Source organism: Bosea sp. (in: a-proteobacteria) (assembly GCF_023953965.1).
Lineage (GTDB): Bacteria > Pseudomonadota > Alphaproteobacteria > Rhizobiales > Beijerinckiaceae > Allobosea.
In genome coordinates this window covers 208655-225875 of sequence record NZ_JAMLIX010000002.1, presented here as the reverse complement: position 1 = coordinate 225875, position 17221 = coordinate 208655, and the positions used below count along the sequence as shown (strand labels likewise).

Here is a 17221-nt window from a genome sequence, read left to right as displayed (position 1 = left end):
CCGCGCCGTCAGCGGACCACCAGCACCGAGCATTTCGCCCGGCGCACGATGGCCGAGGCGTTCGAGCCGAGGACATAGGCGAGCATGCCGGGCTCGCGCGAGCCGATGACGATGAGGTCGGTGCCGCTGGCATCGGCCTCGGCCAAGACCTCGCCATGGACCGAGCCGATCAGCACCTTGGCCGAAACCTGCTCTTCCGGCAGGTCGATCTTCGCCGCGATCTCGGCGAGCTTCGCCTCGGCATCCTCCTGCTGCTCGGTGTCGAAATCGGCCGGCACGAACTCCATGTAGGTGACCGGAATGAGCGAGCGGACATAGATGAGCCGCACCATCCCGCCCGAAACCTTGGCGAAGGATACCGCCGCCGTGATCGCCGGGGCGGCGAGATCGGCCTCGGCGAGGTCTACCGGGACCATGATCGATCTGTACATCGCGTCCTCCTGGGCGGGTCATGCAACCATCGTGGAGTTTGCCAGCATCGGCGCCATGATCCAGCGCAAAATATCGGCTGCGTTTCAGGTCTGCCGCGCGGGGGTGCGCACGACAAGCCCATCGAGGTCGTCGCGCATGCGGATCTGGCAGGAGAGACGCGAGGTCGGGCGGATGTCGAAGGCGAAATCGAGCATGTCCTCCTCCATCGGCTGGGCCTGGCCGACGGCGTCGATCCAGGCCTCGTCGACATAGACGTGGCAGGTGGCGCAGGCGCAGGCGCCGCCGCATTCCGCCTCGACGCCGGGAATGGCGTTGCGGATCGCCGCCTCCATCACGGTCGCGCCGACCTCGACCTCGACGGTGCGCGTCTCTCCGTGAACGTCGATGAAGTTGATCTTCGGCATGGGCAAACTCCGGCGGCGCGACGACGGCTCCGCTTAGAGCATTTCAAAGCGGGGCGGAACGGGGTTTCACGCCGCAGCCTCCCGCTCAGGCGGCAGGCTCGAGACGCGCGATCGCCGCCCTCGCCTCGGCCGCCGCGAGCGCGAGCGCATCGAGGGCGGCGTCGCCCGGCTCGTCCCGCGGCCCGGCGAGCGCCTCCTCGACACGGCCGGCGGCCTCCGCCACCTGCCAGGCGCCGACGGCCCGCGCCGCGCCCTTCAGCGTGTGGGCGGCGTCCATGCGCTCGCGCCGGTCGGCGCTGGCGTGGATGGTGCGCAGATGCAGGCTGCATTGCCCGGCAAACAGCGTCAGCAGCTCGCGTTCCAGCGCCCGGTCGCCGCCGGTCTGGCGGGCAAGATGGGCGAGATCGATGGCCGACGAACCAATGGGCGAACTCATGAGCGAACTCTCGGATGGCGGGCATCGAACGGCCGCGCGGGCGGCTCGCCTGCCCTCCAGCAAGCGCCGGGATGGTAAACGAGGCGTTAACGACGTTTGTGAATCGCGCGCAGGAATGGGTTTCCAAGGCTCCGGGGGTCCACTACCCTTCCAATTGGTAAATGATGGGCGCAGTGTCTCCGTTCACCCGGCCAGAGGCGGCCCTGGGACGACGGAGGCACCCTCACGCGCCCGTCGTCAGTAGCGTGGCGAGGCGGCAACGATGAATCGACCCAAGAAGCTCCAGGATCCCACTGAAGCTGCGATGTCGGCGATCGAAGAGGCGCTGCGTCTCGACCAGCCCCGGGAGAGCGCCGAGACGCCCGTCGAGACGGAGCCGAGGCTGCCCTCGACGAGCGAGAACGATCTGAAGCTCGAAATGCCGCGCGTCGAGCCGGCCCCGACGCCCGCCGCCCCGCCGCCGGCCGCGCCCGCCCAGCCGCCGGCGCCGCCGCGCGCCGCGATCGCGCCCGACACCAGCCGCGTCGCCAATGACGACCGCCGCGATTCGAGCTCGCTCGTCCAGGCCTTCGCCGTGCGCCCCTCGCGCAAGCCCTACTGGTTCGCGGCGCTCGCCTCCCTCGCCTGGCTCGGCGGCGCCGCCTTCGTCCTGATCGGCCGCTATGGCTCGTTCAGCGAGGGGCTGCCCGAGCCGGTCGCCAGCTTCGGCATCGGCGAATGGACGCTGCTCGCGCTTTCGATCGGCGCGCCGGTGGTATTCTTCTTCGTGCTGGCGGCACTCTATCGCCGCACCCAGGAGATGCGCCTGATCTCGCGCGCCATGACCGAGGTCGCGCTGCGCCTCGCCGAGCCCGAGGTCGCCGGGGCCGATTCCGTCCTGTCGCTGAGCCAGACCATCCGCCGCGAGGTCGCCGCCATGGGCGACGGCATCGAGCGCGCCGTGGCACGCGCCGGTGAACTTGAAACCATCGTGCGCGGCGAGATCTCGACGCTGGAGCGCGCCTATGCCGACAACGAGATCAGGCTGCGCTCGCTGATCGACGAGCTCGTCACCCAGCGCGAGGCGGTGGTCGGCAATGCCGAGCGGGTCAAGATCGCGATCAGCGGCGCGCATGAGGGCCTCGCCAAGGACCTCGACAGCGCCAGCCGCGCCATCGCGGAGGCTGTCTCGCAGGCGGGCGACCGCGTCACCGGCTCGCTCGGCGCCAAGGGCGACCAGATCACCCAGGCGCTCGGCCACGCCGGCGAGAAGATGATCGAGGAGATCAGCGGCCGCAGCCACGACCTGGTCGAGCGCCTGCAGATCACCTCCGGCGAGGTCTCGGAGCGTCTGGCCGGCGCCAGCGGCAACCTGTCGGAAATGCTCGACGGCCGCGCCAGGGAGATCGCGAGCTCGCTGGAACGCACCGGCGCCGTCCTCACCGAGGGGCTGACCACCGGCGCCCATAACGTCACCCGCGCCATCAGCGAGACCGGCGCGCAGGTCGCCGATACGCTGACCGGCCGCGTCGACACCGTCAACGAGCTCCTGAAGAACACCGGCGAGACGCTCGCCCGCGACATCGCGGAGCGCGGCAGCGAGGCCGCGGAGCGCTTCGAGACCAGCAGCCGCAGCATGGTCGCGCTGATCGAGAGCCAGAGCGAGGCCTTGCAGAAGCGCCTCGCCGAATCCGGCGAAGCGCTGCGCAGCGCGCTCTCCGACGAGGGCGAGAGCGTGACGACCCGCCTCGCCGAGGTCGGGCGCGGGGTCAACAGCCTGCTCATCCGCCAGAACGAAGCGATCGCCGCCCGCCTCAGCGAGGTCGGCGAGAACGTCCACGGCCTGATCGGCACGCAGGGCGACACGCTGGTCGCCCGCCTCGACGAGACGGCGCGGACCGTCGACGACCTGCTGCGCGAGCGCAGCGAGGCGATCATCCTGCGCGTCGCCGAGGCCGGCCAGAGCCTCGGCGAGACCGTGGCGCAGCACGGCGACACGCTGACCGGGCGGATCGGCGCGGTCGCGGCCGAGGTCAACGGGCTGTTCGACGCGCAGGGCGGCAAGCTCGTCGAGCGCCTCGACCAGACCGGCCGCAGCGTGCACGGCCTGCTCGACCAGCAGGCCGAGGCGCTGGTCGGCCGCGTCTCGGGCGCCGGCACCGCGCTCGCCGATCTGGTCGGCCAGCAGAGCGACGGCATCGTCGGCCGCGTCTCCGAAGCCTCGACCGCGCTGGCGCGCATCCTGGCGGAGCGCAGCGACGCCAGCGTCGCCCGCGTCTCGCAGGCCGGCACCGATGTCGCCCGCCTGCTGGAGGAGCGCAGCGAGGCCCTGGTCGCCAGCGTCTCGGGCGCGGTCAACACCGTCGAGACCCGCCTGCGCGACGAGAGCGAGCTGCTCGTCAGCCGCCTGACCCAGGCCGGCCAGGAGGTCGGCGTCGTCGTCGGCAACGAGAGCGAGCGCCTGATCTCCGGCCTGTCGGAGACGGGCATGCGCGTCAGCGCCCTGCTCGAGGAGCAGGCCGGCGCGATGACGGTCAAGGTTTCGCAGGCCGGGCTCGAGATCAAGGACCTGCTCGGCAACGAGAGCCAGGCGCTGGCCGGCCGCGTCGCCGATGTCGGCCGCTCGGTCCACGCCATCCTGGCGGAGCGCTCGAACGCGCTGATCTCGCGCCTCGCCGAGACCGGCGCCGGCATCGACCGCGAGCTCGACGAGCGCGGCACCGCGCTGGCTTCGCGCATCGCCGGCAGCATCGAGGCGGCCCAGAGCGCGCTCGAGCAGCAGCAGAGCGGCTTCCTCGCCAGCGTCAGCGAAACGGCCGAGAAGGCCGGCGCCCTCATCGGCGAGCAGAGCGAGGATCTGGCGCGCCGCATGAGCGAGGCGACCCGCAGCCTCGCCGAGACGATCAATGGCGACGGCCGCCAGGTCGCCGACCGCGTCGCCGAGGCGACGCAAGGCTTGCGCGAGAGCTTCACCGTCCATGCCGAGGAGGCGCGCAGCCTGCTCGCCGGCACCGGCCGCGAGATCGTGCTGGCACTGACCCAGCAGGGCGGGCGCGTCAACGAGGCGCTCTCGGCCAATGCCGAATCGATGCTGCGTTCGGTCGAAGGCCGCGCCCAGGCGCTGAACGAGGCGCTGGCGCTGCGCCACGACGCGCTCGTCAAGCTCTTCGACGAGCGCGGGCTGGAGATCGAGGGCGCGCTCGGCGCCCGGCTCTCGGCGCTCTCGGCGCTGTTCGAGACGCAAGGCCGCGACGTGGAGCAGGCGCTCGCCCAGCGGCTCAACGCCTTCGAGGACCTGATCGTCCACCAGGGCGGCACGCTGACCGCCAAGATCTCCGGCGACGCGCAGGAGCTCACCGCGGCGCTCAATGCCGGCATCGCGCAAGTCGAGAAGCTGATCTCCGAGGATGGCGTCGCGCTCGCCGACAAGGCCGGCACCCGCGCGCTCGAGGCGGCAGAGCTGCTCGCCGGCCGCACGCGCGAGGCGGCGGACGCGATGGAAAGCCAGATCAAGCTGTTCGAGGACCGCTCCGGCGCCAAGAGCGCCGAGATCGCCGGCACGCTCGACAGCCTGATCGCGCGCATCGACGGCAGCCTCGGCGCGCGCGCCACCGCCCTCAACGAGGCGCTGGTCGAGCGCACGGTCGACATCGCCCGCGTGCTGGCCGAGGGCGGGCGCGAGGTCACCCGCGCGCTCGCGGCCAAGGCCGACGAGATCGGCGAGGTCGTCACCTCCAAGAGCGAATCGCTCACCCGCACGCTCAGCGACAAGGCCGACACGATCAACGCGACGCTGGGCGGGCGCGCCCTCCAGATCGCCGATACGCTCGACCAGAGCGTCGCGCGCTTCGAGGAGCGCGTCGTCGGCCGGCTCGATACCGTGTCGCACACACTCGATACCCGCGGCGACGAGATCGCCGCCACGCTGCAAGGCCGTTCCGAGGCGGTCGCGGCCGTGCTTGGCGAGCGCGCCCGCGAGCTGCGCGCCCTGTTCGACGTCGAGGGCGGCGGCATGGTCTCGGCGCTGGCCGGCCAGGGCGAGGCCATCGCCGCCGCGCTCGACCAGCGGGCCGAGCAGCTGCGCACCCTGTTCGACGATCGCGGCCTCGGCATCGTCGCGGCGCTGGGCCGGCGCGGCGACGCCATCTCCAACGCGCTCGACCAGCGCGCCGAGCAGCTGCGCACGATCTTCGAGGACCAGGGCACCGGCGTCGTCGGCGCGCTCGAAAGCCAGGGCGCGGCCGTCGCCGCCGCGCTGGAGGAGCAGACCAAGGCCCTGCAAACCGCCTTCCAGGCCAAGGGCTTCAGCCTCGTCGCCACGCTCGGCCACCAGGGCGAGACGATCACCCGCTCGCTCGACGAGCGGGTCGAGGCGCTGCGCAGCGTCTTCGACGACAAGGGCAACGGCGCCGTCGAGGCGCTGAACCAGCGCGGCGAGGCGCTGGCCGTCGAGTTCGCCACGGTCGGCGAGACGGTGGTCAGGGCGCTGGAGCAGCGCGGCAACGCCATCGTCGCGGGCTTGCGCGACCGGGGCGCGGCCATCGCCAACGCGGTCGAGACTTCGTCCAACGCGCTGCGCGAGACGCTGGAATCCGGCTCGCGCCAGTCGATCGAGGCGCTGGTCGGTACCAACGACAAGCTGCGCGAGGAGCTCGGCGGCATGCTCGGGCGCCTCGGCGAGGCCAACACGCTGATGCAGCAGATCGTCAACGGCGCGAACCGCAACCTCGCCGCCGTCGAGAACAGCCTGTCGACCCGCGTCGGCGAGTTGCAGACCGTGATCGGCACCGTGATGGCCGAGGCGGGCTCCGCTTCGCAGCAGGTCACGGCCCAGATCGCGGAGCTGAAGAGCTTCTCGGAAGGCACGCTCAAGGAAACCGCGGCGCTGATCGACCAGCTCGACGACCGCGGCACCTCCCTCGGCGAGGCGACGCAGGCGAGCAGCGCCGCGCTCAATGCCGTCGCCGGCCGGCTGGAGCAGATCGAGGGCCGCGTCGGCAAGGCGCTCACCGAGCGCCGCGAGGCGCTGGAGCAGCTGCACGGCCTCATCGCCAACCGCACCGACGACGTCGAGGCGATCACCCGCTCCTTCGCCACGCTGATCGACGAATCGCTCGGCTCGGCCGAGGCGCGCGCCAGGCAGATCGGCGCGGTCCTGTCGGATTCGGCCGAATCGACGACGAACGCGATCGCCCAGCAGTTCGAGGCGATCCGCTCCGCCACCGGCCGCGAGCGCGAGCGCACGGCAGAGGCGCTGCGGGCGGCCTATGCCCAGGTCTCGACCGAGATCGGCGGCGAGATCGCCAAGGTCACCGAGCGCTTCCAGAAGGCGGCGCAGGAGATGCGCGGCATCACCGGCGACATCCAGCGCGAGCTGGAGGCGACCCGCGCCGAATTGAAGCGCGGCGTGCTCGAGCTGCCGGCGGAGGCGCAGGAATCGACCTCGGCCATGCGCCGGGTCGTGGCCGAGCAGATCAAGGCGCTGAACGACCTCACCGAGATCGTGACGCGGGCCGGCCGCCGCGGCGAGGTTTCGCTGCCGATCGAGCCCGTCGCGCCCCGGCGCCCGGCCGCGGCCGCTTCCGTACAGCCCGCCCGGGCCTTCGCGCCGCCTCGGCAAGCCGAGCCCGCCGCGGAGGAGCCGCTGCTGCGGCCCTCCATCGACGCGGTGCGCGAGCCCGAGCCGCCGGCGGCGCCGGTGCAGGAGGTGCGGCGCCGCGAGCCCGAGCGGGCCGCCCCGCAGCAGCCGGCCAAGGCCGGCTGGCTCTCGGATCTGCTCAGCCGCGCCTCGCGCGAGGACAGGCCGCCGGAACCGGCGCGGCCGACGACGCATTCGATCGAGAAGCTCGATTCGCTCTCCGTCGACATCGCGCGGATGATCGACCATGACGCCGCCGTCGAATTGTGGGACCGCTACAAGCGCGGCGAGCGCAACGTCTTCACGCGCCGGCTCTACACCTTGCAGGGCCAGCAGACCTTCGACGAAATCCGCCGCAAGTACCGGCGCGATTCCGAGTTCAAGGACACGGTCGACCGCTATATCGACGAGTTCGAGCGCCTCCTCGGCGAGGCCTCCAAGGACGACCGCGACTCGATGGTGGCCAAGACCTACCTGACCTCGGAGACCGGCAAGGTCTATACCATGCTGGCCCATGCCAGCGGGCGCTTCGAATAGGCGCAGGCGCCCGCGCGAAACGGGAAAGGCCGCCCGAGAGGGCGGCCTTTTGCTTTGCAGGCTAAACCGTCAGCGGCTCAGCGCGCCCAGCGCACGATCTCGACCAGGACCTGCGACAGCGCCTGGTCGAGCGCGCGGGTGGCACCCGGCCCGTCGACCGCGCCGGCCGGCACGCGCGCCGAAAACAGCCGCGCCCGCTCGATCCGCCCGCTCCGGTCGCCGACCATCCGCGCCGTGATCTCGACCACCGCCGTCCCGGTCGCGGCATCGATCGAGAAGCTGCGGATATCGGTGTTGAGCTGGAGATCGGGCGAAATGCGCTGGCCCGGCCCCGAGACCGAGCCGACACGCCCGGCATTCTCGAAAGTCTGGATCAGCCGTGCCTGTACCAGCGCCGGAACCCGGTCGGCCCATTGCGCCCCGCCGATGAAGGAGAGCGCGCCGCTCGAATCCCTGACGATGACGCGATCGGAATCGAGCGCCTGCACCGCCGTCGGCTCGGCCACGACCATCACGGCCCGCGAGCCCGCCGCCCGACTGAGCCCGCCCGGCGCCGAAAGATCGAAGGTGGTCGGCGTCGCCCCCCCGCCGCAGCCGGCGAGCAGCGCGGCCGCGGCGAGCACCGGCAGGAAGCGGTAAGCCCTGCGGGCCGCAGGAAATCGAACCTCGGTCGTCATGAGGCTAGCGCGTTCCGTTGTATTGCGGCAGCGGCGGCCTGCCGCCGAAAATGAACTGCTGCGGGTTGCGTTCGAAATTCCGCAAGGTGCGGTTGAGTTCCGTCAGCGTGCGTCGGCCGTCGGCCGCCAGCGTTTCGACGTCGCGCAGGCCCGGCCCGGTGAAGCGGCTGATGCCAGCGGTGATCTCTGCCGTGCGCTTGTCGAGATTGTCGGCTAGCGCGCGGATCGACCTGGCGGCGTCGGCGACCTCCTGGAAGGCGCTGCGGCCATCGGTGCCCGAGGCGGTGGCGAGGAAGGTCTGGGCCGCCTTCAGCACGCCCTCGACCTGATCGGCCGCCCTGTCGAGCTTGGCCGAGATCGAGGCGGCATCCTTGACCACCTTGGCGACATCGGCGCTCGAGCCGCCGAGCGCGCCGGTGAACCTGTCGACGTTCTCGACGATGCTCACGATCTTCTGCCGGTCGACCGAGCGCACCACGCCGGTCAGTTCCTCGCTGAGCGATTGCAGCTTCTGCGAGAGCGGCTGGATCGTCTCGGCGATGTTGCCGAAGCCCGCCATCAGCTTGTCGAGGCCGTCGGCATTGTCGCTGAGCGCCTTCGAGAAGGTCTCGACATTGCGCACCGTGTTGTTGATCGGCGCGGCGTTCTGCTTGATCAGCCCGTCCAGCGAGGTCAGCACCGTGTCGGCCCGCTGCGCGACGTTGCGCACGGTCTCGATGATATCCTGGATCTCGGAGCGCTCGGCGATGATCGTCGGCATCGGCTCGCCGGGCTTGGCCTTCAGGATCGGCGCGGCCGGATCGCCGCCGATGAGCTGCAGGGCGACCACGCCGGCGAGCCCTTGCGCCTCGATGCGCGCGCGCGTGTCCTCGCGCAAGGGCGTCGTGTTGCCGACCTGGATCACGGCGTAGATCCGGCGCGGATCGTCGGGCTGGAGCTCGATATTGGTGACCTCGCCGACGCGCAGGCCGTTGAACAGCACGCTCGACCCGCGCCCCAGCCCCGTCACTGTGCCGGTGAAGATGACGCGCACGTTCTCCTTGCGCCCGGCCCCGCCGCCGTTGAACCAGTAGACAAAGCCGAAGGCCGCCGCGAGGACCGCGAGCGTGAACAGGCCGACGAGTGCGTAGTTGGCGCGCGATTCCATCGTCTAGAGGCTCTGTCCCCGCTCTCCCGCCGGCAGCCGGGCCGTGGCGCGCTCGCCACCGAAATAGGCCCTCAACCATGGATGGTCGGACGCCAGCATCGTCGCCAGCGGGCCGACCGCGATCACCTTCTTGTCCGCCAGCGCGGCGATTCGGTCGCAGGCATGATACAGGCTGTCGAGATCATGGGTCACCATGAAGACGGTGAGGCCGAGCGTCTGCTTCAGCGTCAGGATCAGGTCGTCGAACTCGGCGGCGCCGATCGGGTCGAGCCCCGAGGTCGGCTCGTCGAGGAAGACGATCTCCGGATCGAGCGCCAGCGCACGCGCCAGCGCCGCCCGCTTGATCATGCCGCCCGAAAGCTCCGAGGGCGCCTTGTCGGCGGCGTCCGGCGGCAGGCCGACCAGATCGAGCTTCACCATCGCCAGTTCGTCGAGCAGATCGGGCGAGAGCTTGAGATATTCACGCATCGGCACCTGGATGTTCTGCTTGACCGTCAGCGCGGAGAACAGCGCGCCCTGCTGGAACATCACGCCGAAACGCCGCTCGAGCACGCGGTGTTCCTGGGGGGTGAGGCTGTCGACATCCTCGCCGAAGACCTCGATCGTGCCGCGCGCCTGGCGCACCAGGCCGAGGATCGTGCGCGTCAGCACCGACTTGCCCTGCCCCGAGCCGCCGACGAAGCCGAGGATCTCGCCGCGCATCACGTCGAGGTTCAGGCCCTCCATGATCACCTTCTCGCCGAAGGCGACCTTGAGGTCGCGGACCCGGATGACGACCTCCGGCGAGGCGGGGGTATCGTGTCGCTGCGCCATCGTCAGAACTCGATCGAGGCGAAGAACATGGCGAAGAGGCCGTCGACGACGATGACCATGAAGATCGCCTTGACCACCGAGGCGGTGACCTGCCGGCCGAGCGATTCGGCCGAGCCCTTGACCGCGAGCCCCTCGATCGAGGCGATCAGCCCGATGACGAAGGCCATGAACGGCGCCTTGATCAGGCCGACGGCGAAATGCTTCCAGGTGATGACCGATTGCAGCCGGGCGAGGAAGGTGTCGACGCCGATGCCGCCATAGAGCCAGGAGACCAGCCCCGCCCCGGTCAGCCCCGCCATCGCCGAGATGAAGGTCAGGATCGGCAGCGAGATGATCAGCGCCAGGATGCGCGGCACCACCAGGACCTCGATCGGATCGAGCCCCATCACGCGCAGCGCGTCGATCTCCTCGCGCATCTTCATCGAGCCGATCTCGGCGGTGAAGGCCGAGCCCGAGCGCCCGGCGATCATGATCGAGGTCAAGAGCACCGCGAGCTCCCGCAGGACCAGGATGCCGGTCAGGTCGACGACGAAGGCGGCGGCCCCGAACCGCTGGAGCTGGAAGATGCCCTGCTGGGCGACGATGCAGCCGACGAGGAAGGAGATCAGCATGATGATCGGCGCGCCGTCGAAGGCGATCAGCTCGACCTGGTTGACCAGCGACGGCCCCCGGAACCTGCGCGGGCGGAGGATGACGCCGGCCGAGCCGACCACCACCTCGCCGAGGAACATCGCCCCGCCGACCATGTCGCGGCCGAAGCGCACCATGCCCTCGCCGATGTCGACGAGGACGTCGACGATGCCGAAAGACCGGCGCGGCTTCGGCCGGTCCGCGTCATGGACCTTGACCTCGGCCAGGAGGATCGCGTGCTCGGGCCGGCTGCTGACGAGCTCGACCCCGGCGCCGCCCCGGTCCTGACGGGCCTTCAGCCGGTTGAGGACATAGGCGCCGAGCGTATCGAGCCGCGTCACCTGCGAGAGGTCGATGCGCGCGCGGGCGCCCGCGCGCAGGTGTCCGGCGATGTCGCCGACCAGCTTTTCGATGCGCGGGGCGCGGTCGGCACTCCACGAGCCCGAGAGCGTGACCGCGAGCGTTCCCGCATCGTCGCTGAGCGCCGCCTGCGGTTCAGCGGTGTCGAGGCTCGCCATGTCGCCGTGAGATCCTCATCCCCTGGCCGCGCGCCGGCCCTGCACCCCCGTCATCCTGTATTGCCGCGGCGCCCGCGCTTGGCAAGCATCGGGCGGCGCGGGCGCGCGCCGGCGTCGATTTCCTCTCCCTTTGAGCCGGGCGGCAGCAATTCCTTAAGCAATCGTAAGGCAGGTTCGGCCCCATGAACCTCACGGCCGCCGCCTGATTCGGCCGGCCCTTCGAAGGCAGATTCGTCATGGGCGACGCGCGCGCGCTGACACCGCTGAGCCAGACCGATTACGCGGCGATCGAAGCCGCGGTGATGGAGACCGGGCGCGGCCGCTGGTTCATGGCGGAATACGCCAGGCGCAACCGGCAGGCCGATACGCTGCAGCTGCTCGGGGCGATCCAGCGGATCGAGCGGGTCGTCGGCCTCAGCGTGCAGGAGACGAGCCGGGAGGCCAGCCTGATCGAGGCCGCCGCCCTGATCAGCGACCTGCGCACCGATCTCGAGCGCATCAGCGGCAAGGCCGAGGCCCGCTCCTCCGGGCTCGCGGCCCAGATCGAGAAGGCGGCCGGCGCCGCGCTCTCCGCCACCGAGAGCATCCAGGAGGCGGCCTGGCGCCTGCGCGAAAGCGGGGCCGACGCCGGCGCCTGCGACACGCTCGACCGGCGCACCGCCGAGATCTCGACGGCGATCGGCGTCGTCGACAGCGTCGTCCAGCGGATCGACAAGATCGCCGATACGATCGCGATGCTGGATTCGAGCCTCAGGGCCTTCGGCGAGGTTTCGCGCGAGACCGGCATGAGCTTCGAGACGATCACGGCCGAGACGATGACCGTGCCGCCGCCCTCCGCCGCTCCCAGCCGCCATCACGGCGATCTCGAGATGGCGCTCGACGGCCAGGAAACCGCCGCGCTCACCTTCAACGACCGGCCGGTCACCGAGGCGCGCCTCAACACCGTCCACCTGCTCGAGGACGACATCGTCTTCGACGACCCGGCCGGCGCGCCGCCGGAAGCGAGCTGGTCGGAAACGGCGCTGCGCGAGATCGACGCGCTGCCCGCCGATCGCAAGCTCGCCTATTTCGTCTGAGCCGCGCCGCGCTTGCAGGTCCGATCATGACCGCACGCTTCTGGGGCGAGCTGAAGAGCTCCGATTTCGCCTCGCTTTCGCCCGCGCGCACCGTCGCGGTCCTGCCCCTGGCGGCGATCGAGCAGCACGGCCCGCATCTGCCGCTCTCCGTCGACACCACGGTGATGGACGGGATGCTGGCGGAAGCGATGCCGCTGGTGCCGGCCGGTCCTGACGTGCTCGTCCTGCCGACGCAGGCTATCGGCAAGTCGAACGAGCACCTCAATGCGCCCGGCACGCTGACGATCGGCTGGGACAGCGCGATCCGCTCCTGGATCGAAATCGGCGAGAGCGTGAAGCGGGCGGGCCTGCGCAAGCTCGTGCTGGTCACCGCCCATGGCGGCAATGTCGACCCGATGAGGATCGCGGCGCGCGAGCTGCGCGTCGGCCACGGCATGCTCGCGGTCACCACGGCCTGGATGTCCTTCGGCCTGCCCGAGGGCCTCTATGGCGAGCTCGACATCCGCCACGGCATCCATGGCGGCGATGTCGAGACCTCGCTGATGCTGCATTTCCGGCCCGATCTCGTCGACATGGGCAAGGCCGCGCTGTTCAAGCCGCTCGCCGTGACCATGGCCGAGGAGGCTTACGCGCATCTGCGCCCGACCGGCCCGCACGGCTTCGCCTGGATGGCCGAGGACGTGAACCCGGCCGGCGTCGCCGGCGACGCCCGCCTCGCGACGGCCGCGAAGGGCAAGGCGACGGCCGCCTTCCAGGCCGAGCGCTTCGCCCGGCTGATGGCCGATGTCGCGCGCCTGCCGCTCGACACGCTCTACGAGGCGGGCTGAGCAGCGGGGCCCAGCAGCGTCCACGCCTTCACGAAGAAATCCGGAGCGCCGAAATTGCCGGATTTCAGCGCCACGACCATGCGCGGCCCGTCGACCACGCGCGTCCAGGGCACGCCGGGATCGATCTCGCAGCCGATCTCCAGGGTCCGGATCGCCAAGCCCAGCACGGCCGCGCCCGAGGTCTCGCCGCCCGCGACGAGAAGCCGCGTCACGCCACCCTCGGCGAGGCGCCGCGCCAGCTCCGCGAAAGTGTGCTCTACGAGACTGCCGGCCCGCTCGCGGCCGAGCCTCTCCTGCACGGCCGAGACCTCGGCCGGATCGCTGCTGGAATAGACCAGGAACGGCCTGTCGGCCGGCTGCGCCAGCGCCCAGGCGGCGAGGCCGGCCGCATCCTGGCGGCCCTCGGCCAAGGCGAGCGGATCGAGCTTCAGCGCCGGATAGCCCGCCGCCAGCGCCGCCTCGATCTGGCCGCGCGTCGCGGTCGAGCAACTGCCTGAGAGGATGCCGGCGCGACCGGGCGGCGCCGTGAACGCCGGCGGGCCGGCACGCTCCGGCAGGAGGCCGGCGCTGCGGAAATTCCGCGGCAGGCCCATGGCGATGCCCGAGCCGCCGGTCACGAGGACATCGCCCGATACCGCCCGGCCGAGCGTCATCAGATCCTCATCGGTCACGGCGTCGGTGACGGCGTAACGGACGCCGTCGGCCTCGAGCGTCGCCAGGCGCGCCTTCACCGCCTCGGGTCCGGCGAGGACCGTGGCGTAGTCGACGAGGCCGACCCCGGTCTTCGCCTGGGCGGACATCAGCCGCATCAGGTTCGAATCGCGCATCGGCGTCAGCGGGTGGTCCTTCATCGGGCTCTCGTGCAGCGGCAGCGCGCCGACGAAGAGGCAGCCCTGATAGATCGAGCGGCCATTGGCCGGGAAGGCCGGGCAGATGATGGCGCGCTTCGCGCCCAGCCGTTCCATCAGCGCGTTCGCCACCGGCCCGATATTGCCTTCAGCCGTCGAATCGAAGGTCGAGCAGTATTTGAACAGGATCTGGCGCGCGCCACCCTTCAGCAGCGCCTCGCAGGCGGCCAGCGAATCGGCGACGGCCTCGACGACCGGATTCGTCCGCGACTTCAGCGCCACGACGACGGCATCCGCCTCCGGCAGGCCCGCGCCCGCCGAAGGCGCACCGATGACCTGCACGGTGCGCATGCCGGCGCGGCTCAGCATCAGCGCGACGTCGGTCGCGCCCGTCATGTCGTCGGCGATCACGCCCAGCAGCATGCGTGTTTCCCCCCCTGTCCCCATGGCGACCGTCGCCGCATCCTGCATGTCCTCCGGCGGCTGGGAACCCCCGCCATCCGGGCATCATCGACGCCGGCGAAAATCCGAGTCAATTTGGCGCGGCGGAAAACGACTGCGACAAGGCGGGTTCGGGCGCTCGCCGCCACCGCGATTCGACGGAACACCAAATCTCAAGGGTATGCCCATGTTCACCACCCGGCCCGAAATCCTCGGCACCTTCGGCGTCGTCACCTCGACGCACTGGCTCGCCACCGCAGCGGGCATGGCGATGCTGGAAAAAGGCGGCAACGCCTTCGACGCCTGCGCGGCCTCGGCCTTCGTGCTGCAGGTGGTGGAGCCGCATCTGGTCGGCCCGGCCGGCGACATGCCGGCGGTGTTCTATTCGGCCGAGACGAAGAAGGTCGAGGTTCTGTGCGCGCAGGGGCCGGCCCCGCAGGCGGCGACGATTGCGGCCTACAAGGCGCTCGGCCTCGACCTGATCCCGGGTTCCGGGCTGCTCGCGACCGTCGTTCCCGGCGCCTTCGGCGGCTGGATGGCACTGCTGCGCGACCATGGCAGGCTGACGCTGCGCGAGGTGCTGGAGCCGGCGATCGGCTATTTCGAGAACGGCCATCCGATGCTGCCGCGCGTCTCGGATTCGATCCGGGAGCTGACCGATCTCTTCACCGGCGAATGGCCGACCTCCGGCGCGGTCTACCTGCCCGGCGGCCATGTGCCGCAGGCGCTGAAGCTCTTCGCCAACAAGGCGGCGGCGCAGACCTACAAGCGCATCCTCTCCGAGGCGGAGGCGAAGGGCAGCGACCGCCAGGAACAGATCCAGGGCGCCTACGACGCCTGGTACAATGGCTTCGTCGCCGAGGCGATGGACCGCTTCTGCCGCACGCAGGAAGTGATGGATTCCTCCGGCCGCCGCAACAGGGGCCTGCTCACCGCCGACGACATGGCCCGCTGGCAGCCGAGCTACGAGACGCCGGCCTCGGTCAGCTATCACGATTGGGAGGTGTTCAAGACCGGCCCCTGGGGCCAGGGCCCGGTCTTCCTCCAGACGCTGAAGATCCTCGAAGGCATCGACATCGCCGGGATGGGGCCGACGAGCCCCGATTTCGTCCACCATGTCGTCGAGGCGATGAAGCTTTCCTTCGCCGACCGCGAGGCCTATTACGGCGACCCGGATTTCGTGAAGGTGCCGCTCGCGACGCTGCTCTCGGAGGACTATGCCGCAGGCCGCCGCGGGCTGATCGGCGAGCGCGCCTCGCTGGAGCTGCGGCCCGGCGTCGTCTCCGGCTACGAGGCGCAGGTCGCGCAGGCGCTGAGCGCGCTCGGCGCCGTCGTCCAGCCGGGCGAGGGCGGCGCCAGCGTCGGCGAGCCGACCATGGCCTCGATGGTCGCGGCCGGGCGCAAGGGCGACACCGTCCATATCGACGTCGTCGACAGATGGGGCAACATGATCGCGGCGACGCCCTCCGGCGGCTGGCTGCAATCCTCGCCCGTCATCCCGGAGCTCGGCTTCCCGCTCAACTCGCGCGCCCAGATGTTCTGGCTGGAAGAGGGGCTGCCCGCCTCGCTCGCGCCCGGCAAGCGGCCGCGCACGACGCTGACGCCGACGCTCGCCTTCGAGAAGGGGGAGCCGCGCCTCGCCTTCGGCACGCCGGGCGGCGACCAGCAGGAGCAATGGCAGCTCGGCCTGTTCCTGCGCCGGGTCCATCACGGCCTCAACCTGCAGGAGGCGATCGATCTGCCGCTGTTCCACACGCAGCATTTCCCCTCCTCCTTCTATCCGCGCGCCTCGCGGCCGGGCCATATGATGGTCGAGGAGAGCATCGGCGCCGCCGCGCTCGCCGAACTGGAACGGCGCGGCCACGCGGTCGAGAAGGCGCCGGCCTGGACGGTCGGGCGGCTCACCGCGGCGGAACGCAGCAGCGACGGTCTCTTGCGCGCTGCCGCGACGCCGCGTCTGATGCAGGCCTACGCCGCCGGGCGATAAGGCTGCGGAGCGCCGTCGGCATGAGGGCTCGGCGGATGCGCGATCACCGCGACTGGAAGGAGCCCGCATGACCTGGTCCATCGTCGCCCGCGATGCCGCGACCGGCGCCTATGGCGTCGCCGTCTCGACCTGCGCCTTCGCCGTGGGCGCCCGGGTGCCCTATGGCTGCGGGCGGATCGGCGCCATCGCGACGCAGGCCTTCGTCAACCCGCTCTACGGCATCGACGGGCTGAGGCTCCTGCAGGAGGGGCGCTCGGCGGTCGAGATCATCGCGACGCTGACGGCGGCCGACGCAGGCCGCGCCCACCGCCAGCTCCACGTCATCGACCGCGACGGCAGGATCGCCGCCCATACCGGGCCCGAGTGCATCGACTGGTGCGGCGCCGTCGACGGGCCGCAGGTCTCGGTGGCGGGCAACATGCTCGCCGGGCCGCAGGTGGTGCAGGAAACGCTCAAGGCCTATATCGCCGCCTCGGGGCTGGATTTCGACGAGCGGCTGCTGGTCGCGCTCGAGGCCGGCGAGAAGGCGGGCGGCGACAAGCGCGGCAAGCAGTCCGCCGCCATCCGGATCTGGAACGGGGAGCCGGTGCCCGGCCTCGACATCCGCGTCGACGATCATGCCGATCCGCTGAAGGAATTGAGAAGGCTCTGGCGCGTGGCGCATCAGCGCGCGGTGCCGTTCCAGCAGGCGTCACCGTCACGCGGGCGCCCAGCCGGCGTCACCGACCGGGCCGAGCTCGACCGGATCTGCGCGGAATATGCGGCGGCGTGGAACGCACGGCACCCGGAAAGCTGAGCGGCGCGCGCATTCTCGCCGCGCCCGGCGCGTGA

At 70.9% G+C, this 17221-nt stretch carries 13 protein-coding genes; 5 read left to right on the top strand and 8 right to left on the bottom strand.

The genetic code is table 11. The features are described from left to right. Positions 1-8: 8 nt before the first annotated feature. The 3 genes from M9917_RS15990 to M9917_RS15980 all read right to left on the bottom strand — a co-directional run bounded on the left by M9917_RS15990 (position 9) and on the right by M9917_RS15980 (position 1272). A complete protein-coding gene (locus tag M9917_RS15990) occupies positions 9-431 on the bottom strand; it encodes a universal stress protein (protein ID WP_297255298.1) in 423 nt (140 codons plus the stop codon). Positions 432-515: 84 nt separating this feature from the next. Further along, positions 516-836, bottom strand: coding sequence for a 2Fe-2S iron-sulfur cluster-binding protein (locus M9917_RS15985; RefSeq protein WP_297255296.1), 321 nt, complete (start codon positions 834-836; stop codon positions 516-518). Positions 837-921: 85 nt separating this feature from the next. Further along, positions 922-1272: an Hpt domain-containing protein gene (locus M9917_RS15980; protein ID WP_297255294.1), complete on the bottom strand. Its 351-nt coding sequence runs from the start codon at positions 1270-1272 to the stop codon at positions 922-924. 262 nt (positions 1273-1534) lie between these two features. On the opposite strand from M9917_RS15980, the gene M9917_RS15975 reads away from it, so the two are divergent. Continuing rightward, positions 1535-7426, top strand: a complete 5892-nt coding sequence (locus M9917_RS15975) for an apolipoprotein A-IV repeat region-like domain-containing protein (protein WP_297255292.1) — start codon at positions 1535-1537, stop codon at positions 7424-7426. Positions 7427-7503: 77 nt separating this feature from the next. Here the strand turns inward: M9917_RS15975 and M9917_RS15970 are convergent, their stop codons facing one another. Genes M9917_RS15970 through M9917_RS15955 form a run of 4 tightly spaced genes read right to left on the bottom strand, consistent with a single transcriptional unit; the run spans position 7504 to position 11211 of the window. Next, positions 7504-8103 carry an ABC-type transport auxiliary lipoprotein family protein gene (locus M9917_RS15970; RefSeq protein WP_297255291.1) on the bottom strand — a complete coding sequence of 200 codons (600 nt, stop codon included), beginning with the start codon at positions 8101-8103 and terminating at the stop codon, positions 7504-7506. 4 nt (positions 8104-8107) lie between these two features. After that, positions 8108-9250, bottom strand: a complete 1143-nt coding sequence (locus M9917_RS15965; RefSeq protein WP_297255289.1) for an MlaD family protein — start codon at positions 9248-9250, stop codon at positions 8108-8110. 3 nt (positions 9251-9253) lie between these two features. Further along, positions 9254-10063, bottom strand: coding sequence for an ABC transporter ATP-binding protein (locus M9917_RS15960; protein ID WP_297255287.1), 810 nt, complete (start codon positions 10061-10063; stop codon positions 9254-9256). A 2-nt stretch (positions 10064-10065) separates the two neighbouring features. Continuing rightward, positions 10066-11211 (bottom strand): ABC transporter permease, encoded by a 1146-nt coding sequence (locus tag M9917_RS15955; RefSeq protein WP_297255286.1) that lies wholly within the window; start codon positions 11209-11211, stop codon positions 10066-10068. Between the two features lie 236 nt (positions 11212-11447). On the opposite strand from M9917_RS15955, the gene M9917_RS15950 reads away from it, so the two are divergent. Further along, positions 11448-12287, top strand: coding sequence for a hypothetical protein (locus tag M9917_RS15950; RefSeq protein WP_297255284.1), 840 nt, complete (start codon positions 11448-11450; stop codon positions 12285-12287). A gap of 26 nt (positions 12288-12313) precedes the next feature. Beyond that, a complete protein-coding gene (locus M9917_RS15945; protein WP_297255282.1) occupies positions 12314-13114 on the top strand; it encodes a creatininase family protein in 801 nt (266 codons plus the stop codon). Here the strand turns inward: M9917_RS15945 and otnK are convergent. Next, positions 13099-14385, bottom strand: a complete 1287-nt coding sequence (gene otnK / locus M9917_RS15940) for a 3-oxo-tetronate kinase (protein ID WP_297255280.1) — start codon at positions 14383-14385, stop codon at positions 13099-13101. The genes M9917_RS15945 and otnK overlap by 16 nt on opposite strands. Before the next feature lie 199 nt (positions 14386-14584). On the opposite strand from otnK, the gene M9917_RS15935 reads away from it, so the two are divergent. Together M9917_RS15935 and M9917_RS15930 are read left to right on the top strand one after the other, a co-directional pair. Beyond that, a complete protein-coding gene (locus M9917_RS15935; protein WP_297255278.1) occupies positions 14585-16390 on the top strand; it encodes a gamma-glutamyltransferase family protein in 1806 nt (601 codons plus the stop codon). Positions 16391-16457: 67 nt separating this feature from the next. Continuing rightward, complete coding sequence (locus tag M9917_RS15930; RefSeq protein ID WP_297255277.1) at positions 16458-17186, top strand: DUF1028 domain-containing protein; 729 nt, start codon at positions 16458-16460, stop codon at positions 17184-17186. Positions 17187-17221 lie beyond the last annotated feature (35 nt).